The 19,358-nt window shown below is 48.6% G+C and carries 16 protein-coding genes, 2 tRNA genes and 1 riboswitch; of the genes, 5 read left to right on the top strand and 13 right to left on the bottom strand.

Annotated elements, in window-relative coordinates:
* Positions 1-26: 26 nt before the first annotated feature.
* The 10 genes from BUC22_RS06560 to BUC22_RS06515 all read right to left on the bottom strand — a co-directional run bounded on the left by BUC22_RS06560 (position 27) and on the right by BUC22_RS06515 (position 10,760).
* Positions 27-1,607, bottom strand: coding sequence for an ABC transporter substrate-binding protein (locus BUC22_RS06560; RefSeq protein ID WP_013379530.1), 1,581 nt, complete (start codon positions 1,605-1,607; stop codon positions 27-29).
* Between the two features lie 195 nt (positions 1,608-1,802).
* Positions 1,803-1,878, bottom strand: a tRNA-Trp gene (locus tag BUC22_RS06555).
* Positions 1,879-2,117: 239 nt separating this feature from the next.
* Positions 2,118-2,194: transfer RNA gene (locus tag BUC22_RS06550), tRNA-Lys, on the bottom strand.
* Between the two features lie 151 nt (positions 2,195-2,345).
* Positions 2,346-3,779, bottom strand: a complete 1,434-nt coding sequence (gene purB, locus BUC22_RS06545; protein WP_013379528.1) for an adenylosuccinate lyase — start codon at positions 3,777-3,779, stop codon at positions 2,346-2,348.
* 38 nt (positions 3,780-3,817) lie between these two features.
* Positions 3,818-5,017: a pyridoxal phosphate-dependent aminotransferase gene (locus tag BUC22_RS06540; protein ID WP_013379527.1), complete on the bottom strand. Its 1,200-nt coding sequence runs from the start codon at positions 5,015-5,017 to the stop codon at positions 3,818-3,820.
* Positions 5,018-5,020: 3 nt separating this feature from the next.
* The gene (locus BUC22_RS06535; protein ID WP_013379526.1) at positions 5,021-5,806 is read right to left on the bottom strand and encodes a TIGR00282 family metallophosphoesterase; all 786 of its coding nucleotides are present in this window, start codon (positions 5,804-5,806) and stop codon (positions 5,021-5,023) included.
* Between the two features lie 136 nt (positions 5,807-5,942).
* Positions 5,943-7,487, bottom strand: a complete 1,545-nt coding sequence (gene rny / locus BUC22_RS06530) for a ribonuclease Y (RefSeq protein WP_013379525.1) — start codon at positions 7,485-7,487, stop codon at positions 5,943-5,945.
* 162 nt (positions 7,488-7,649) lie between these two features.
* Entirely contained in the window at positions 7,650-8,822 is a 1,173-nt protein-coding gene (locus BUC22_RS06525) for a PP2C family protein-serine/threonine phosphatase (protein ID WP_013379524.1), read from the bottom strand.
* Entirely contained in the window at positions 8,822-10,522 is a 1,701-nt protein-coding gene (locus tag BUC22_RS06520) for a [Fe-Fe] hydrogenase large subunit C-terminal domain-containing protein (RefSeq protein ID WP_013379523.1), read from the bottom strand. The genes BUC22_RS06525 and BUC22_RS06520 overlap by 1 nt, the downstream gene beginning before the upstream one ends.
* Positions 10,509-10,760, bottom strand: a complete 252-nt coding sequence (locus BUC22_RS06515) for a (2Fe-2S) ferredoxin domain-containing protein (protein WP_013379522.1) — start codon at positions 10,758-10,760, stop codon at positions 10,509-10,511. Before BUC22_RS06515 ends, BUC22_RS06520 begins: the two co-directional genes overlap by 14 nt.
* Before the next feature lie 140 nt (positions 10,761-10,900).
* Positions 10,901-11,018: riboswitch (molybdenum cofactor riboswitch) on the top strand.
* 89 nt (positions 11,019-11,107) lie between these two features.
* Between BUC22_RS06515 and BUC22_RS06510 the strand changes: the two genes are divergently transcribed.
* From BUC22_RS06510 to BUC22_RS22605, 5 genes are all read left to right on the top strand, one after another.
* The gene (locus BUC22_RS06510) at positions 11,108-11,980 is read left to right on the top strand and encodes an ABC transporter substrate-binding protein (protein ID WP_013379520.1); all 873 of its coding nucleotides are present in this window, start codon (positions 11,108-11,110) and stop codon (positions 11,978-11,980) included.
* 79 nt (positions 11,981-12,059) lie between these two features.
* Positions 12,060-12,767: an ABC transporter permease gene (locus BUC22_RS06505; protein ID WP_013379519.1), complete on the top strand. Its 708-nt coding sequence runs from the start codon at positions 12,060-12,062 to the stop codon at positions 12,765-12,767.
* The gene (locus BUC22_RS06500) at positions 12,751-13,449 is read left to right on the top strand and encodes an ABC transporter ATP-binding protein (RefSeq protein WP_013379518.1); all 699 of its coding nucleotides are present in this window, start codon (positions 12,751-12,753) and stop codon (positions 13,447-13,449) included. The genes BUC22_RS06505 and BUC22_RS06500 overlap by 17 nt, the downstream gene beginning before the upstream one ends.
* Positions 13,450-13,476: 27 nt before the next feature.
* Positions 13,477-14,700, top strand: a complete 1,224-nt coding sequence (locus BUC22_RS06495; RefSeq protein WP_013379517.1) for an MFS transporter — start codon at positions 13,477-13,479, stop codon at positions 14,698-14,700.
* Positions 14,701-14,943: 243 nt separating this feature from the next.
* Positions 14,944-16,728, top strand: a complete 1,785-nt coding sequence (locus BUC22_RS22605) for an Ig-like domain-containing protein (protein ID WP_083591109.1) — start codon at positions 14,944-14,946, stop codon at positions 16,726-16,728.
* A gap of 60 nt (positions 16,729-16,788) precedes the next feature.
* Here the strand turns inward: BUC22_RS22605 and BUC22_RS06475 are convergent, their stop codons facing one another.
* The 3 genes from BUC22_RS06475 to purD all read right to left on the bottom strand — a co-directional run bounded on the left by BUC22_RS06475 (position 16,789) and on the right by purD (position 19,356).
* A complete protein-coding gene (locus BUC22_RS06475) occupies positions 16,789-17,784 on the bottom strand; it encodes a chloride channel protein (RefSeq protein ID WP_242946556.1) in 996 nt (331 codons plus the stop codon).
* 4 nt (positions 17,785-17,788) lie between these two features.
* Positions 17,789-18,031, bottom strand: coding sequence for a hypothetical protein (locus BUC22_RS22260; protein WP_242946555.1), 243 nt, complete (start codon positions 18,029-18,031; stop codon positions 17,789-17,791).
* 68 nt (positions 18,032-18,099) lie between these two features.
* A complete protein-coding gene (gene purD, locus BUC22_RS06470; RefSeq protein ID WP_013379514.1) occupies positions 18,100-19,356 on the bottom strand; it encodes a phosphoribosylamine--glycine ligase in 1,257 nt (418 codons plus the stop codon).
* Positions 19,357-19,358: the final 2 nt, after the last annotated feature.

The raw sequence follows: 19,358 nt of genomic DNA, 5'->3' as shown, positions 1-19,358 counted from the left end.
AACTTATAAATAACCCTTTATATCACTTAGGATAATTCTGCTGTTTCAAAATGGAAACGGAACATATCCGTAACTTCAAAATTCTTAACTGCAGAGTTCATCAAATAATATTTGGTTTCATGACAAATCGGAATAGCAGCATAATCCTGACGTGTAATCATTTGATCTGCCTTTGAATAGATTTCCTGACGTTTTGATTCGTCGGTAATCTGACGGCCTTCGTTCAACAGCGCATCAAATTCAGGATTCTGATATTTACTTGAATGTGTCATTGTAACGATCGGTGCAAAACGCTGATAAATCATTCCATCTGGGTCAATGTAATCAACATACCAGTTGCTGACGCCCAAAGGAATCTGTCCGCCTAAATCCATATCATTGTAAGCAGCGCCGTCAACTTCGCTTAAATTAAGTGTAAAGCCAGCTGCGCGTGCCTGGTCCTGAATAGCGGTTGCAATTTTGGTTTTGAATGGATATTTTGAAGATAATGGCACATCAATGGTGTAACCATTCGGATATCCGGCTTCTGCCAATAACTGTTTTGCTTTTTCGGGATTATATTCATATGCAGGTGCTGATTCATTGTATCCGATCAGGCCTTCTGGAAGGAAAGTCTTAGCCGGAACAGCAGTACCGTTTAATAAATCTTTGCAGATCGCTTCTCTGTCGATCGCATAGCTTAAAGCTTCTCTTACTTTAACTTCAGGAATCATTTCAACACTCGGTGTTAAATAGATTTCCCCGATTGGCATGAAGGAGTGAATGCTGTCCTTGATGTCTGCATTGTCTTTATACTGTGGGTATAAGGTAGCGTCTAACTGAACAATATCAATGTTGCCCTTCTGGAATTCCATAACCTGTGTGTTGGCATCTTCCATAAATTTGAAAGAAACACCAGCGTTTTTGGCTGGTTCGCCATGATAGTCATCGAATTTAGAGCATTCGATTCCCTGTCCTGCAACATAGCTGTCCATTTTGTATGGGCCAGTACCGTAAAGCACTGTTCTACCCCAGTCTGCGCCCGCATCTTTACAGGCCTTTTCTGGATAGATGGCTACGTAAGCTGTTGCAATGGTAGAAGTAAATGGACTGAAAGGCTGTTCCAGCACAATATCAAACTTCTGGTCATCGATAATTTTAAAACCTTCCAGGGAGGTAGCTGTTTTGTCAATCAATGCCTGTGCGCCCACGATCTGGTCGATCATAGAGCCCATAACACCTTCGGTTAATAAACGTTCAAAGGAATATTTAACGTCAGACGTTTTCACAGTTTCTCCATTATGGAATTTAACATTATCCTTCAATTCAAAAGAATAGGTTAAACCATCGTCAGAGATTTTTGGCATTTCCTTGATCAATTCTGGTGCTAATGTACCATCATTTTTCAGGCTGATTAATGGCTGTGTGATCTGGTCAGCAACCATCATTAAATAACTACTAGTCTGTTTCTGCGGGTCAATCGGCACATTAGGATCCTGCATTGCTACACGGATCTTACCGTCTGAAGATGTTCCCCCAGAAGAACTTCCACCGGTTCCGCAGCCTGCAATACCGATGGCAAGTACGGCTACAAGCAGCAGAGCAAAAAGTTTTTTTACACTCTTCATTTCTTCGTCCTCTCTCTTTTTTTATTTTGAGTATATGGATAAGCAGCATTCTTAAAACTTGTTTAAAAAACGCTACAAACCGTTCGTTATTATAATATAAAAAAACAGATACGTCAATTTTCTTGGCTAAAGCTGAATATAAAAAAACTCTAAAAGTCGGCTGTCTTAGCCAATTTTAGAGTTTATGATTAAATTTGGCAGGGGCAGAAGGATTTGAACCCTCGGCACGTGGTTTTGGAGACCACTGCTCTACCAACTGAGCTATACCCCTACAGAAAAATGGCTTTTGCATAGCAAAAGCGACTGGTGTTATTCGTGTATTAAATTCAAATGGTGGGCCATCAGGGACACAAATGCTCTGCATTTGTCCTCCTCGGTTTTTAAAACCTCGGAGATTTTCGCTAAAAACCAATTGGTTTTTTTCACGCTCAAACCCCCACGGGGTTCGAGTCCCATATAAGGCTCGTTTAATTTTTAGTAATGCTTAAATCTGATTGCTTTATTGTGAAATGGTGGGCCATCAGGGACTCGAACCCTGGACACCCTGATTAAGAGTCAGGTGCTCTAGCCAACTGAGCTAATGGCCCATTTGTGTGACCTCAGATTTAAGGTACTCGTATATTATAGCCATATCGATACTGGAATGCAAGTACTTTTTTAAATTTTTTTTATTTTTTTTACGCAGTGTACAATTTGACGAAACAGAGCTGCCTGCTGCGGCAGCTCTGTTTTGGGGTTTCAAACCTTCAAGTCAATTTCAGTCATGGTAAGCAGGTCCTTGTTGGCATCCAGTACAGGCTGTACCTCTTCCTCAATAAAGTCCACCACCTGCTGCGGCGCGCGGCCAATATATAAAGAAGGATCGAGAATGCTTTCGATGTCCTCTTCTTTAATCCCAAAGGTACCGTCCGCCACAATGCGTTCGATAAGGTCATTGGGCTTGCCCTCAACCTTGACAGTCGCCCCGGCTTCCATGGAGAGCACCCGGATTTTCTCATGGAGATCCTGACGGTCTCCGCCGTTTTTCACGCCTTCCATGATAATATTTTCGGTAGCCATGAAGGGCAGCTCATTCATGATATGCTGATGGATCACCTTTGGATAAACCACCAGATTTTCGGAAATATTGATGGCGATGGAAATAATGGAGTCCGCCGCCAGGAATGCCTCTGGCACGGAAATACGCTTGTTGGCAGAATCGTCCAGCGTTCTTTCAAACCATTGGGTAGCCGCCGTAATGGCCGGGTTCAGAGAATCGACAATGATGTAGCGCGCCAGTGAACAGATACGCTCGGAACGCATGGGGTTTCTCTTGTAGGCCATGGCTGACGAGCCAATCTGTGTTTTCTCAAAGGGCTCTTCCACTTCCTTCAGGTGCTGGAGCAAACGAATGTCTGTGGCAAACTTACTCAGGCTCTGGGCAATACCGCTGAGCACTGCCAGAACCTGGCTGTCAAATTTACGGGGATAGGTCTGTCCTGTGACGGCATAGGTTGCCTTAAAGCCCATTTTTTCAGCTACCAGCCTGTCGATCTGCTTTACCTTTTCCTGATCATTTTCAAATAAGTCCATAAAGCTGGCCTGGGTGCCGGTGGTGCCTTTGGCGCCGCGCAGGCGCACGATGCTGATGAGATGGTCCAGATCTTCCAGGTCAATCATCAGGTCCTGTATCCAGAGACTGGCGCGCTTGCCCACAGTGGTCAGCTGTGCAGGCTGAAAATGGGTAAAGCCCAGGGTCGGCAGGTCCTTGTATTCCAGCGCGAATTTCGACAGAGCGCTGATAAGGTTCAGCAGGCATTTGCGGATGTGTACCAGGCCCTCCGTATAGGTGATAATGTCTGTGTTATCCCCCACATACGCGCTGGTAGCGCCTAAATGGATAATCCCCTTCGCTTTGGGGCATTGCTCCCCATAGGTGTGCACATGGGCCATCACATCATGGCGCAGGATTTTTTCTTCTCTGGCAGCTGTTTCATAGTCAATATCATAAATCTTGGATTTCAGCTCCTCAATCTGTTCGTCGGTGATGGGCAGTCCCAGCTCCTGTTCAGCTTCTGCCAGAGCAACCCAAAGCTTACGCCAGGTTGAAAACTTGTTATCGGCAGAAAAAATCCGGCAGACTTCCTTGGACGCATAGCGTTCAATCAGTGGACTCTCGTAAAATTCTTTCATCTTCTTACTCTCTTTCTCCTATTTATATATTAATGCGGTCATGCAGGGCATGCCGATGCTAAAAACGCTTCAATCCGGTTAAATCCTTCTTCAATCTCTTCCATCGAAGTGGCAAAGGATAAACGGATATGCTCGGTAACACCAAAGGCCTCACCTGGTATGGTAACGACCTTCTGCTCGTTCAGCAGCCTTTGTGAAAATTCGTATCCGGACGCAATTCCGTATCTATTATCCTCGATAACCTGGCTGATGTCTACAAAAATATAAAAAGTACTCTGGGGGTAGATATAGCTGAGCTGTGAGATTTTGTCCAGACGGGCCATCATTCCCCTGCGGCGCTCATCAAAAATACGGATAATCTCATTCACCACCTCACCCTTTTCCTCAAGCGCAGTGATCCCTGCGTACTGGGTAATGGTCGAGGGGTGGGAAATCGTATGCCCCTGAATCCGCTTCATGCCTGCGATAATGTCCGCGGGCGCTGCGGCGTAACCCAGCCGCCAGCCTGTCATGGCATAGGTTTTTGAAAAGCCGTTGACCAGAATAGTGTTATTTTTGATCGCTTCTCCCAAAGAAGCAATACTGACCATTTTGTTGCCGTCATAGACAAATTCCTCATAGATTTCATCGGCTATCACCAGAATATCTGCCGCTACTGCCACATCTGCAAGCGCCTGGAGCTCTTCACGGCTGTATAATACCCCTGTGGGGTTTACAGGCGTGTTAAGCATCATGGCTTTGGTTTTATCTGTAATGGCTGCTTTCATCTGCTCTGCGGTCATTTTAAAGGCATTTTCAGGGTCTGTATCTACCACTACGGGCACACCGCCTGCCAGCTTGACCATTTCTGTATAGCTGACCCAGTAGGGCTTGGGAATAATAACCTCATCTCCCGGGTTCAGAATGGTCTGTAAGGCCACTGAGAGGCTGCTTTTGGCGCCGCTGTTAACAATGATCTCATCCATGCCATAGCTCAGGCCGTTATCCTCCCTCAGTTTTTTGGCGATGGCATTGCGCAGCGCCGCTACTCCTGTCACTGCGTCATATTTGGTATGTCCGGCGTCGATGGCGGCCTTGGCGCCGTCACAGATGTACTCCGGCGTGGTGAAATCGGGTTCTCCGGTTCCAAAGCTCACAACGGATTCACCTGCTTCGCGAAAAGCCTTTGCCTTTTCCGACAGGCTCAGTGTCAGGGAATCAATACAGTTTTCTACTTTTTCTGCTACTCTTGCTCTCATTGTCTACTCCTCATAAATCCGGTATATCCGTTCAATTTTAACCGGCTGGTTTGTCATGTCGTCAACCTCAACCACGATCCCATTGATCTGCCAGGGGCGGGCTTTTTCGATGACAAAACGCTCTGGCCGTTTGGTCACCATATTACCTATAATAATGTCTTTTTCCACACCGATAACCCCATTTAAAGGGCCTGTCATGCCCAAATCGGTAATATAGGCGGTTCCGCCGGGCAAAATCCGCTCATCCGCAGTCTGCACATGGGTATGGGTTCCCACCACAATGGAGGCTTTTCCGTCCAGATAATACCCAAAGGCGATCTTTTCTGAGGTGGCCTCAGCGTGGAAATCCACAATCAAAAGGTCAAATTTGCCCTCAATTTCCGGCCATACGCGGCTGAACAGGTTAAAGGGGGAATCCAGCTCCGGCATAAAGATCTGTCCGGACAGGTTCATCACACAGATGGTTTTGCCGCTGTGCTCAAAAAAATCATAGCCCTTGCCCGGGCAGGGAGCCGGATAGTTGAGCGGTCTTATAATCCTTGGAAATTTCTCAATATAATTGACCATTTCTTTTTGCTGCCAGACGTGATTGCCCATGGTCATGACATCAATGGGCAGGTTAAACAGCTCCCTGGCGTTTTTTTCAGTAATGCCGTTTCCGCCGGAAGCGTTCTCGCCATTGACAATGGTAAAATCAATCTGATATTCCTCGATCAGGCTGTCCAGCTGTTCCTTGAGCACGGTTCTCCCCGGCCGGCTGACCACATCGCCAATCATTAATATTTTCATCGTTACTCCAGTCTTCTTTTCATGAATAAATAAAAGGGAAGGGGCTTTGCCCCTCCCCTTTTATTATTTTTAATCGGATCACAGATTCCTCAAAAGCCTTTCTATCCCTTGCAGGATGGCTTTTTCGTCATCTGCGTTACTTGGCATACTCCACGGCTCTGGTTTCACGGATGACGTTGACCTTGATATTTCCCGGGTATTCCATTTCAGATTCAATCTTCTTGGCAATATCGCGGGACAGCATCATCATGTCGTCATCATTGACAGAGTCTGGCTTAACCATTATGCGCACTTCGCGCCCAGCCTGAATCGCAAAGGATTTTTCGACACCATCAAAGGAGGTGGCGATTTTTTCCAGCTCTTCCAGCCGCTGTACGTAGGAGACAAGTGTTTCTCTCCTTGCGCCGGGTCTTGCGGCTGAGATGGCGTCAGCAGCCTGCACAAGCACAGCCTCAATGGTTGTGGCTTCCACATCGCCGTGATGGGCCTCTACCGCGTGGATCACATTTTTGTTTTCCTTGTATTTCTTCAGCAGGTTTACGCCGATTTCGACATGGTTTCCTTCAACCTCATGGTCGATGGCTTTGCCGATATCGTGCAGCAGGCCTGCGCGTTTTGCAATTTTAACGTTGGCGTCCAGTTCAGCGGCCATCAGGCCAGCCAGGTGGGCAACCTCAATGGAATGCTTGAGCACGTTCTGGCCGTAGCTGGTACGGTATTTCAGACGTCCTAACAGCTTGACAACTTCGGGATGTAATCCGTGGATACCTGTGTCAAAACAGGCCTGTTCTCCAACTTCCTTGATCTGAGCATCCATTTCTTTTTGAGATTTTTTTACAATCTCTTCAATTCTTGCTGGATGGATTCGTCCGTCAATAATCAGTTTTTCCAGTGACAAACGGGCTACTTCACGCCGGATCGGATCAAAACCGGAAAGAATAACGGCTTCCGGTGTGTCATCAATGATCAGGTCTATGCCCGTCAGGGTTTCCAGTGTACGAATGTTACGGCCTTCACGGCCAATAATACGGCCTTTCATTTCATCATTTGGCAGGTTGACCACAGTAATGGTATTTTCTGCCACATGGTCTGCCGCGCAGCGTTGAATGGACTGCGCAATCAGCTCCTTGGCCTTTTTGTCTGCTGTCGCTTTGGATTCAGCCTCGATCTGGCGGATCATTACCGCCGCTTCGGCGCGGGTTTCCTTGGCAACATCATCCAGTAAAATCTGTTTTGCTTCCTCAAAGGTCATGCCTGAAATACGTTCCAGTTCCCTGACCTGTTCTTCATAGAGGCTGTCCAGCTTTTCCTGTTTCTTATCAAGCTCTTTGTTTTTTCTTTCGAGCTTGTCCTCATTGCGCTCGAGATTTGCCGCCTTTTTGTCCAGGTTTTCTTCCTTCTGGATCAAACGGTTTTCCGTTTTCTGGAGCTCGGCGCGTCTCTCGCGGTTATCTTTTTCAATCGCTTCTTTTAAGGCTAAGGATTCCTCCTTGGCGTTAAACAGCATTTCCTTCTTTTGGGCTTCGCCCTCTTTGACTGCATCGTTTACGATTTTCTTGGCTGTTTCTTCAGCACTATTTATCTTGCCCTCAGCGACGTTTTTGCGGATAAAATACCCAACGCCAAAGGCAATGACTATACCAACGATTAAGCATATAGTTAATATGTCTATAACATTCACCTCCCTAAAGTAAATATTTTGTTATTATTGTTTTTTTAGACACTCATTATAAAGTCTATTTTATACTTTTTTGAATTTAGTGTCAAGAATCAATGCTATGTTAGAAGTTTATATTTTACCGCTTAAGTACAACTTAAACAAGCCGGCCCGCAGGCCGGCTGTTTACACGTACACAATATTGATGGATTTGTTGAGCTCCTTGAGCAAATTGATAAGGCGCTGGGTGATCTTCCACTTTGAGCTGAGCGCATCGGGGAAATCCGGGTTCTGGTGGGCCGGGTTGATGGAATTGCCCAGAATCAGATCCAGATGGGTGCAGTGGTTTACCAGCAGATCTGCCAGAATGGACGCGCCGTTGTTTCCCTCAAAGACTTCATGCCCCCGGCGCTTGTGGATATAATCCTCAATGATATTGACAGTTTCCTGGATGGTCAGCACCCCTTCGGTTACGAGGTCAATGGACTTCATACGGCCAACTGGCGGTACCCGTTCCGACATGGTGTCAAGATCAATATCGATTTTCTCATCGTACTCCCGGGACACAATATTGCTGGCGGTGCCGCCGCATACCACCTTTGTGCCCTTGGCTTCATCCAGAATCTCTCGGATCATCTGGTCCTTGGTCCGGTCCAGGGGCGGCCCTGAAAACAGCGTCACATACTGGTGCTCCTCGGCCTTCATCACCACAACTGTTGTGTCGTCGCCGGGCTCGCCGCCGTAAAGGTCATTGCAGGTCTCGATCATCCGCATGGAGATATCCTTTGAGGTGACCATTTTCTCATCATAGGTGCGTGCCAGAAGATAGTCGGCCGCGTCCTCCCACTGCCATCCGAAATTGAGCAGGGTTCCCACCCCGGCGTGGATCACACCGTCACTGAAAAAGCCAAGAACATCATTCTCCTCAATTTTCATGGTGGTTTCGTAGATCTGTTTGCCCTGGAACTCGATGGGATGGCGTTCCAGCTCTAAAATTTCCCCGTCCCGGATATAGACAATGGGCGGGTTGTCAAACTCAACGATATAAAGCCGCCGGGTTTTCCAGTAAACCTGGACGATGGTAAAGGTCGAGTAAGCCAGCTTCCGGACCTGGCAGACCGGGAGGGTGGCCTCCAGCGTTTCCACCACATCCTTGAGCGACATCTTGTCCTCCAGCATGGTCGCCGCAATGGTGGAGGTCATGGTCGCCAGGATATTGGCTTTCACACCGCTTCCAAGCCCGTCGGCCAGAACAACGATCACGCTCTCATCGTTGATGCGGATTTCCACATTATCGCCGCACAGCTCCTGGTGGTGCTTATTGATGCTGTCATGGGCAATATCGACAAAAAAAGCCATTATTCCTCTTCCTCTCTTGTTCCTACAACCTTTTGCAGCCGGGTCAGCGTAACTTTGGTCTCGGCAGTGGTTTCACCCAGCAGCTCTGCGATTTCATGGGCGACGCGCATCTGCTTGTCGATGACCTTCTGGGCCATATCCAGGGTTTCTTCCTGCATCTTCTGATATGCCCGTTCTTTTTTGATCTCTCTGGAGATGTCCACAAATATTCCCATGTACATCTTCTGTCCCGGGATATAGGTCAGAATTTCCATAAAATGGATATTGCCGCGGGCGTAAAGTCCCCGTCCGCTGTAATAATTGCCCTCGACATTGTCCAGCTTTTTGAACGGGTTGTAGTCAAAGACTTCAACGAAATTTTTGTGCAGCACATCGGTTTTGGCGGTCTTGAACAGCTTTTCGGCTGCCCCGTTAAAATCAACGATCCTGAAATCCTTGTCCAGCACCGCGATGGCGTTTGGCGTCGACGCGATAATTAAATTGGAGATGGCCTCGTTGCGGTTGCGCATAAAAGGCAGGCACATGTCCAGCTCTGCCATGCCGCAGTAAACCGCCGCGGCTTTTTCACGGCAGCTGTCATAACCGCAGGTACCGCAGTTCAGCTCGTCTTTCGGGGTGAATTTTCCTGTCTGCCGCAGAATTTCTTCAATGGCTTCCTCCGGCACACCCGCAAAGGGGTCCTTTTTCTCAACAGCGAAGCCACGGCTGAAATCTGGTGCCTGCTCCGGTGTTTCCGGGTCCTTCCGGGCATTATTATTAATGTAATCTGTCACGCGCTCGATCCGCTCATACTTGACCAGAGGGCTGTGGGTATTACCCGGGCCGTTGACACAGCCCTCGACGCAGGCGTTCATTTCGATCCAGTACTGGCCCTCCAGCTTACCGATATCATCCAGAAAGTCACGGCAGTTTTTGAGGCCGTCAATTTTTATGACCCGCCGGACGCCCTGCACACCTGGTACACTGGTCTTTTCCACACCTCCGGCCAGCGGATAGAAGCGCGCCACGTTACAGCCCGTCGCGTCAAAGCTGCCTGCTGGCATATCGGCTACATTAATCCCTTCTTCCTTAAACCACACATCCAGCTCATCAAAGGTCAGCACGCCGTCGATGATCGGACTGGCAGCGTCGACGGCTTCCATCTTCTTTGAGATGCAGGGCCCTGCGAACACAACTTTCGCGTTGGGATACCTTTCCTTCAGCATCATACCGTGAGCGGTCATGGGAGATACCACCTCACTCAGGTATTCCACCACATCGGGATAATATTTTTCGATCATCATGTTAACCGTCGGGCAGGAGGTTGTGATCACATGGCGTTTTGTGCCCCAGTAATCCTTGGCATAGTATTTTGAGACCTGCTCTGCCCCAATAGCAGTCTCCTCAATCACTGTAAATCCCAGAGCCCGCAGCCCGCCCAGTACCTGCAGCGGGTCTTCCGTATTAAACCCGGCGGGAAAGGACGGCGCCAAACTCAGAACCACCGGTCCCTCCTCCAGCCACTGCCTGATGCTGTCCACATCGCTGGCCACATATTTGGCATTCTGGGGACAAATCCGAAAACAGTTACCGCAGCCAATGCACAGATCCTCAACGATCTGAGCCTGATTATCCATCAGTTTAATGGCCTTTACCGGACAGTATCGAATACATTTATAACAATTCCGGCAGCTCGCCCTGGTAAAATTAATGACACCCATTATTTCCCTCCATTATCTGGTCAAACAGCTGGTCAACGCCCTCTGGCTTAACCGTATAAATATGATCGTCAACCTTGACAGCCACCCCGTCGCTGCAGGCGTCCAGACAGAAGGTACCCATCAGCTCCACTTCATTTTCGAGGCCCCGTTCAGCCACCAGCTCCTTGAAGCGCTGTACCACCTGATAGGAACCCTTGACATGGCAGGCACTGCCAATACAAATATGTATTTCCTTCATTTTTTACTCCTCAATATTGTTCTAATCCCTGTGTTTTTCTGACAGATTAATCCTAGCACGCCTGACAGCCCTTGTCAATTAGTACTGCCGCTTGAATTCTTCGCCATTTTCTGTTAAAATAGTCATATCGAAATCGTTTTAAAGATTTATCTATCCGAATTTTTTATCCTAAAGTCAATCCATGGATTCAAAATCGTCAGAGTGCAGCGGGAAACGGCTGTGCTTTCCATTGTGAGAAGGATAGATGATAAACGTGCGCACTGCGTTTATTTCCTCCTCGCAAATTATAATGGTATAGAAGATTATTCTTTTATATATTTAATTTTCATTATCAAGGAGGAAGAGAAATGAAAAAAAAATTAACACTGGTTCTGGCCGCGCTGTTGACGATGACCATGGTCATCGGCCTGGCAGGATGCAGCAGCAACAACAATACTGCTAAAACCGAAAAGCTGGAGCCAGGCTCCAACGGTGAAATTATTATGGCCACCACCACCAGCACACAGGACAGCGGTTTGCTTGATGTGCTCCTGCCCAAGTTTGAAGAGGAAACCGGCATTGCCGTAAAGGTTGTGGCCGTCGGAACGGGTAAAGCCATTGAAATGGGCAAAAACGGAGAAGCCGATGTGCTTCTGGTTCATGCAAAATCTCAGGAAGAGGATTTTGTCAAGGAAGGCTATGGCATCGAACGTTTTGACGTTATGTACAATGACTTCATTGTTCTGGGCAGTAAGGATGACCCGGCAAAACTGAAGGAAGTCGCTCCAAACGACGCGGTAAAAGCCTTCCAGACCATTGCTGAAACCCAGTCTGAATTTGTATCCAGAGGCGACAAATCCGGTACCCATACCAAGGAGCTGGGCCTGTGGGAAAAAGCAGGCGTTACCCCTGCAGGACAGCCCTGGTACATCGAATCCGGCTCTGGCATGGGCGACACCCTGAAAATGGCCAATGAAAAATTAGCCTATACCCTGTCTGACCGCGCTACCTGGTTAAATATGAAGGATAATCTGGATCTTGAAGTTGTTGTCGAAAAGGATGATAACCTGTATAACCAGTACGGAGTCATTGTCGTCAACCCTGACAAGGTCAGTGCTGAGCTGAACACCGACGGCGCCAAAAAATTCCAGGAATGGATTTTAAGCGACGAAGCGCAAAAGGCCATCGCTGATTATAAAATCAACGGCGAACCAACCTTTGTACCAAACGCCAGCAAATAAGCATTAACTGAATTTAGAATTTGTCAGCGTCCGTTTTTTCGGGCGCTGATTTTGAATTGACAGACTGACGAGGTTTCCTATGGATTATATTATCAATGGCTTCATTGAGGCCTTCCATCTTCTGATCTCCGGCGACCCGGAAATTTACCAGATTGTCGGGCTTTCCTTGTATGTATCCTTCTCCTCCACCATTTATTCCACTGTTCTCGGCGTGCCACTGGGCATCCTGCTCGGCATCAAGGAATTCAGGGGAAAGCGGATCGTATCCCGGCTGCTTTACACTTTTATGTCTTTTCCGCCGGTCATCATTGGACTGTTCACCTCACTGGTGCTCGCCCGCTCCGGTCCGTTAGGGCATTTAAAGCTCATGTACACGCCCACTGCCATGATCATCGCCCAGGTGATCCTCGTTACGCCTATTATCATGGGCATTGTGTTTAACGACACCACTGTCAACGGCCAGGTTGTGGTAACCATGGGTAAAACCCTTGGGGCAGGCGGCCGGGATATTCTCTTCCTGCTGATCCGGGAGCTTAAGGCCAGCATCATGATCGCTCTGGTCACCGGTTTCGGGCGGGCTGTATCCGAGGTCGGTGCTGTGATGATCGTGGGCGGCAATATAAAAAACTATACACGGGTCATGACCACCTTTATTGCCATGAACAATAACATGGGTGAATACGCTGTTTCCATCGCCATGGGCATTATTCTGCTGGTCATCTCTTTTGTCACGAATTCGATCCTGTACAAATATATGGTAGGAGACCCTTATGCAAATCGCGATTGAAAAACTCACCAAGACTTATCACGGAAAAACCGTCCTGTCACTGGACAGCCTGCGTCTTGAATCCGGAAAAATCCACGGAATTTTAGGACCTAACGGCTCAGGAAAAACCACCCTGATGAAATCTGTCGCCGGGCTTCTCGCCCCCACCAGCGGCGTCATCACTTACAATGGCCTCCCTGGTGATGAAACTGTGCTGAAAAAGCTGACCTACGCCAGCCACACCCCCTACCTTTTCGCCATGTCGGTCTATGACAACATCGCTTATCCCCTGAAGATACGCAAGTACGGAAAAGCTGCCGCCGCCCCCATCGTCGAGGGGCTGCTGCGGGAATTTAAAATCGAGGAGATCGCAAAGCAGAACGCCAAAAAGCTTTCCGGCGGCGAATCCCAGAAAACAGCCCTGGCCCGTGCGCTGTCCTTTTCACCAGATACCCTGCTTCTGGATGAGCCCACCGCCAACATTGACCCTCAGAGCCTGAAAATTATTGAAGCTGCACTGATTAAAAGAAACCGTGAAGCCGGACTGACCGTTATCATCATCACCCACAATCCAAGCCAGGCCTACCGCATCTGTGACTCCCTGAGCTTTATGGATTCCGGAAGGCTCCTCTTTAACGGCAGTGTCAAAGCCTTTAAAGCCTCGAAAAATCCAGTCATTCGGGATTTTATTACCTTAAACTAACGGGCAGCAAGCCCTCAGGAGGAACCAATGAACCAGCAAGCCAGTACCCGCGATAAAGATTGGAAAAAACGGATCATCCTTTTTTTAACCAGCCAGACCGTTTCCCTTCTCGGCTCTTCTCTCACCCAGTATGCCATCATCTGGTATGTCACACTGACCACCTCCTCAGGGCTTATGCTGACCATTTCCACACTTGTCACCTTTATTCCGCAGGTACTGATCTCCCTCTTTGCCGGCGTGTGGGCGGACCGCTATAACCGGAAACACCTGATTATCTGCGCCGATGCTCTGGTCGCCCTTTCCACACTGGGGCTGGCCTTCAGCTTTTTCGTGGGCTACCGGGAGTTATGGATTATCTTCCTGGTATCCGCTATCCGCTCGGTAGGCACTGGTATCCAGACCCCCACCGTCAACGCGCTCATTCCGCAGATCACGCCCAAAAGCATGCTTATGCGTGTGACCGGCTTTAACGGAAGCCTCCAGAACATGACCATGATTGTGGCTCCGGCGGTCAGTGGCGCCCTGCTGGCCACAGTGTCTGTGGAATCGACCTTTTTCATTGATGTTGTCACTGCCATCATTGGCATTTCCCTGCTGTCCATTCTCAAAATCCCACCCCACAAACGGGCTGAGTCTGCCAAGGACACGGGCACTGTTTCCGATTTAAAAACCGGCATTCTTTACGCTTACCGGCATTCTTTCATCAAGGTGCTGCTTGTTTTTTATGCGCTGCTCATGTTTTTAGTGACACCCACCGCCTTTTTGACCCCCCTTCTCATAGCCAGAACCTTTGGCGGGGAGGTATGGTATCTGACTGCCAACGAAGTCATCTACAGTGTCGGCGCCATGATCGGCGGCCTCGTCATTGCCGCCTGGGGCGGCTTTAAGAGCCGTGTAACCACCATTATGGTCTTTAGTACCCTGTGCGGCGTCTTCTGCCTGGGGCTTGGACTCTCACCAGTTTTTCCTGTCTTTTTAGGGTTTATGCTCTTTGTGGGGTTAACTGTTCCCTTTATCACCGCGCCCATCACCGTCCTGCTTCAGGAACGGGTGGAGGAAGCCATGCAGGGCCGTGTTTTCAGCCTTGTCCAGATTATGGCCGCCACAGCCTTTCCGATCGGCATGACAGTCTTTGGCCCATTGGCGGATATGGTTGACGTCCGGCTGATCATTATTGCTACTGGTATTCTCACTGCCCTCTGCGGTTTTATCGTTTATCACAATAAAATCCTCCGGTCACAGGAAAATTAGGCATTCTACTTTTAGAATTAACTTTTGTTTTAACAAGCGCCTTTTATTGAAAACTTAAAAATCAACAACTATATTTTTTGTTTGCAATTCCGTTACAATTGGATTTTCTTCTTTAAGAATTCGTTACATTTTAAGGAAATACGGTATGAAATAAGGTATAATATTTTCTAACAGCAGTTAACTGATCTTCACTATTTTACATTATTATGCTTAACGAAATCATTTCAGAAGGAGAATCACAGCATGAAAAAATTTATTCACAAATTTGTTCCTTCGCTTTTATGCGTCTGCCTATTGTTTGCCTATTCGCTGCAATTTGCACCGACCGTAAAGGCTGCGGAATTCTCACCAAGGACTGAAAAACCGGACTATTATTCTTATCCTTACAGCCAGTCCAGTGGAAATCCGTTTGAGTTAAACCCTTTGACGGGAGGTAATTGTACCTACTACGCCTGGGGCCGTGCTTACGAAATTCTGGGCTATCCGCTTCCAAATAAACAGGTGGACAGCAATCCAAACGGATGGGGAAGCTTCAGAAGCAATGCAAAGTATTTCTGGTCTGATAATAAAGAGCTTTACGACGAAGGCCGCGGCGGTTTTGCCTATGGGTCTGAACCTGCTGTAGGCGCCATTGCCGTATGGGACGGCTCAATAACCAATGGCTGGTGCGGCCATGTGGCTGTTGTTGAGGAAGTCAATGGCAATGAGGTTGTCACTTCCAACTCTGGCTGGAGCTATCGTGATTTTTATATGGACTATGACAATGCCAACAGCATGGGCGGCAATTTCTTGGGTTATATTTATCTGTTAGACAATGCAGAACCAGAACCAACCCCTCAGCCGACTCCAGAGCCAACCCCTGAACCAACCCCTCAGCCGACTCCAGAACCAACCCCTGAACCGACACCTCAGCCGACTGCAGCGCCAACCCCTGAACCGACACCTCAGCCGACTGCAGCGCCAACCCCTGAACCGACACCTCAGCCGACTGCAGCGCCAACACCTGAACCGACACCTCAGCCGACTGCAGCGCCAACACCTGAACCGACACCTCAGCCAACTGCAGCGCCAACGCCTGAGCCAACCCCTCAGCCGACTCCAGAACCATCGCCTCAGCCTGAAAAAGTCGAAACAACTGCGGATGTGGATGGCACCCAGGTAAAGGTCTCCGCAGACAGCAAGGTTCTGCCAGATGCGGAATTAAAGGTTTCATCCGTCAGCGATGAAGTTAAAAATAAGGCGGATCAGGCTGTAAAGAACAAACTGGACCCGGAAGCCGAAATTCTGGAAATCATGGATATCAAAGCCATTGATAAAACCACAAATGAAGAAAAACAGCCAGAAGGCGGGACTGTTTCTGTCGAGCTTGATCTGAATGAAAAATACAAGGATAATGGCGATATCAAAATCGTTCATTTTGATGACAGTAAGGATGAAGTAAATGTTGTTGACAATGCTGTAGCAGACAAAGACAGCAAAACCGTATCCTTCGAAGCACCACATTTCAGCTACTACGCAGCTGTCAAAACCCCGGTAGCCGCAACGGATGTCAAGCTGTCCAATGACTATCTGAAAATTCAGCCGGATGCCAGCACCACTTTAAAAGCAACTGTCAAACCTGCGAATGTCACCAATGCCGATGTTACCTGGAGTTCCAGTGACCCAAGCATCGTAACGGTTGATGAAAACGGCAAGGTTACGGCCATCAAAGAAGGCACCGCATCCGTTACCGCAACAACAGCCAATGGCAAGACCGCAACCTGCGAAATCGAAGTGAAAGCACTGGATTCAAACGAAGGCGCTGGCACCACCCAGACCTACAATGACGGTGGCAGCGGAGACGGCAATATTATTAAGAAGCTGGCCGCCACTGTTACAGGCACCAACCCGGATACCAGTATCCGTCAGGCTGCCCTGATGAACGGGGATGTTCCAGCCTGGATGATTCCTTCCATCATCGGCTTATTTGCTGGCGGCGGGATTCTCATCGGTGTGATTGCCCTGATCAAACGTAAAAGAAGCGAATAATACAAACCCATAAAAAACACTCCCTTTTCTGCAAAAGCGGAGTGTTTTTTATGGGTTCTTTTATTCTCCCTGGGCGTCAGTCATCTGCCGGAATCGCTTGGGCAGAGGAATGGACGCCGCGATGATAGCGCCGACACACATGGGGATAATGGCATCCACTGGAAAGCAGATGATCAGGAGCATGACAACGGCAATGGGCTTGCGCATAATAGCGCCAGCCACTGCTGCTGTTACCACAGCCACGCAGAAGGTCGCGTCGACCATTGGAAAAAGGGCGGCAAAGCCATAGCCTATACAGACCGCTGAAAAGATAATGGGAAAAATATTCCCGCCGCGCCAGCCAGTGCCGATACAGATATTGATCATTAAAAGCTTGACAATTCCTGTTAAAAACAGCAGCCATATGGGCAGGGTCTGCCAGATTTCCATCATTTCACCCATCTGATGTTCGCCCGCAAACATGGTAAAGGGCAGCAGCATTCCAACACCGCCTAAAACCAAACCGCCGATAATTCCCAGAAATACCTTGTGTTTTTCAAGAGGAGCGGTTACCACCTTGACACCCTTGGCAAAATAAAAATACAGAATGCCGCAGAGCGCACCCACAAGGGCAAGGGGCAGCATTGCCAGAAGCTCATTGCGCCCGATGGTGATGTGTCCAAAACGGCCAAGCCCCATACCGCCGCCAAACAATCCTGAAAGCAGAATGTATACACCAAAACCAGCAAAAATCGCGATAAAATACAATAAAATCTTTGAATTTTTGGGGATGGCCTGCCCACCCTTTTCGTCCTCAACCTGATTTACAAAACCAAAGAGAGGGGCGTGAAAGATAACACCCAGTGTCGCAGCGATCCCGACCTGCGCCAGATCTTCCACTTCCTCATAGGCATACTTAAACCGGTCAGCCAGCCAATAGCACAGTCCGGCGATCACACCGGTCAGCCCGGCTTCGGGCCCGAGGCTTCCGCCAAAAATGAGGGGTACCAGCGCACAGACTGCGATGACCGGCAGATTATCGTAGGGCAGGCGTTTGCCCTGTTTGATGGCCGCCATGTCTTCACTGAGCCTCACTGGGACAGGGGCCGAACTTTGTCTGCAAAAGCCCCACAAGCAGCCCGCCGACGCCGCAGATCACCAGATTATAGACTGGGATATTAAATTTTCCGGGCAGCCAGGTCCAGAAAAAGTCAATGCCCAGATTCATCAGCCACAGCAGAAACCAGACAATGGCTCCGACCACTGCACCCAAAACAGCGATAAATATTCCAAGTGCAATATTCTTTTTTAATTTATTCCACACGTTATTCTCCTCCAGATTATTCAGAAAAAGGCACGCAAATATCATTGCGTGCCTTTATTATACTGTCATCAGTCCATTTTTGCAATATCTGTCCGGTAGCGTGCACCGTCAAACTTAATTTTATCTACCTGGCTGTAAACCTTGGCTCTCGCTGCCTCACGGTCTTCACCCAGAGCGGAAACACAGAGGACGCGCCCGCCGGCGGTTACCAGCCTGCCATCCTTGAGAGCCGTTCCGGCATGGAATACTTCGCAGCCTTCCACATCCTCAATCCCGGTGATTTCAAGACCTTTTTCGTAAGGTCCCGGGTATCCGCCGGAGGCAAGAACCACCGTCACTGCGGCTTCATCCTTCCACTTAATGTCACAGTCTGCAAGCTTGCCGTCAATACAGGCTTCCATAATGTCCACCAGATCGCTGTCCATGCGCATGAGCACGCTCTGGGCTTCCGGGTCGCCAAAGCGGACATTAAATTCCAGAACCTTGGGCATATCATTTTCGATCATCAGACCAATGAAAAGAATCCCTTTAAAGTCCATACCATCTGCTTTGAAACCCTCAATAATCGGTGTCAGAATGGTTTCTTCAATGCGCTTGTTCAGCACCGCGTTATCAAACAAAACGTTAGGAGAATAGGTACCCATACCGCCTGTGTTCAGGCCTTCATCGTTATCGTAGGCACGCTTATAATCCTGGGCGCTTTCCATAGGCACAATGACATTGCCATCGACAAAGCACAGCATGGAGGCTTCGCGGCCAGTCAGAAATTCCTCAACGACAACCTTGTCACCAGCAGCGCCAAATTCATGGTCAGCCATGATCATGTTAATGCCGTCTTTGGCTTCCTGCTCGTTTTCTACGATCAGCACACCCTTGCCGGCTGCCAGTCCATCGGCCTTGATAACCATCGGAAATCCGTAAACGCCGATATCTTTCATGATCTCATTGAGATCGGTATACTCCTTGTAGGCGGCTGTCGGAATGTTGTGGCGCAGGAGAAAATCCTTGGTGAAGGCCTTGCTCCCTTCAAACTCCGCACATTTTGCGTTGGGGCCAAACACCCGCATGCCCTCTTTCTCAAAGGCGTCGGTCATCCCCATTACCAGCGGCACCTCAGGGCCCACAACGGTCAGGTCAATGCCTTTTTCTCTGGCAAATTTTACGCAGCCGTCAATATCTTCCACCGAAAGGTCAACACACTCGGCAATTTTGGCCATGCCTCCGTTTCCGGGGGCACAGTAAATTTTATCTACCTTTGGGCTCTGGGCAATTTTCCAGGTGAGCACATGCTCACGTCCACCCGAGCCGATTACTAATACTTTCATGT

Source organism: Eubacterium callanderi, assembly GCF_900142645.1.
GTDB lineage: Bacteria > Bacillota > Clostridia > Eubacteriales > Eubacteriaceae > Eubacterium > Eubacterium callanderi.
This window is presented reverse-complemented; position numbering and strand designations above follow the sequence as displayed.

Coding starts and splice junctions, on each gene's coding strand:
- BUC22_RS06560 (WP_013379530.1), bottom strand. CDS start 1,607: ATGAAGAGTGTAAAAAAACTTTTTGCTCTGCTGCTTGTAGCCGTACTT.
- BUC22_RS06540 (WP_013379527.1), bottom strand. CDS start 5,017: ATGAGAGCAAGAGTAGCAGAAAAAGTAGAAAACTGTATTGATTCCCTG.
- BUC22_RS06515 (WP_013379522.1), bottom strand. CDS start 10,760: ATGAAGGAAATACATATTTGTATTGGCAGTGCCTGCCATGTCAAGGGT.
- BUC22_RS06510 (WP_013379520.1), top strand. CDS start 11,108: ATGAAAAAAAAATTAACACTGGTTCTGGCCGCGCTGTTGACGATGACC.
- BUC22_RS06500 (WP_013379518.1), top strand. CDS start 12,751: ATGCAAATCGCGATTGAAAAACTCACCAAGACTTATCACGGAAAAACC.
- BUC22_RS06525 (WP_013379524.1), bottom strand. CDS start 8,822: ATGGCTTTTTTTGTCGATATTGCCCATGACAGCATCAATAAGCACCAC.
- BUC22_RS06505 (WP_013379519.1), top strand. CDS start 12,060: ATGGATTATATTATCAATGGCTTCATTGAGGCCTTCCATCTTCTGATC.
- BUC22_RS06535 (WP_013379526.1), bottom strand. CDS start 5,806: ATGAAAATATTAATGATTGGCGATGTGGTCAGCCGGCCGGGGAGAACC.
- BUC22_RS06520 (WP_013379523.1), bottom strand. CDS start 10,522: ATGGGTGTCATTAATTTTACCAGGGCGAGCTGCCGGAATTGTTATAAA.
- purD (WP_013379514.1), bottom strand. CDS start 19,356: ATGAAAGTATTAGTAATCGGCTCGGGTGGACGTGAGCATGTGCTCACC.
- purB (WP_013379528.1), bottom strand. CDS start 3,779: ATGAAAGAATTTTACGAGAGTCCACTGATTGAACGCTATGCGTCCAAG.
- BUC22_RS06475 (WP_242946556.1), bottom strand. CDS start 17,784: ATGGCGGCCATCAAACAGGGCAAACGCCTGCCCTACGATAATCTGCCG.
- BUC22_RS22605 (WP_083591109.1), top strand. CDS start 14,944: ATGAAAAAATTTATTCACAAATTTGTTCCTTCGCTTTTATGCGTCTGC.
- BUC22_RS06495 (WP_013379517.1), top strand. CDS start 13,477: ATGAACCAGCAAGCCAGTACCCGCGATAAAGATTGGAAAAAACGGATC.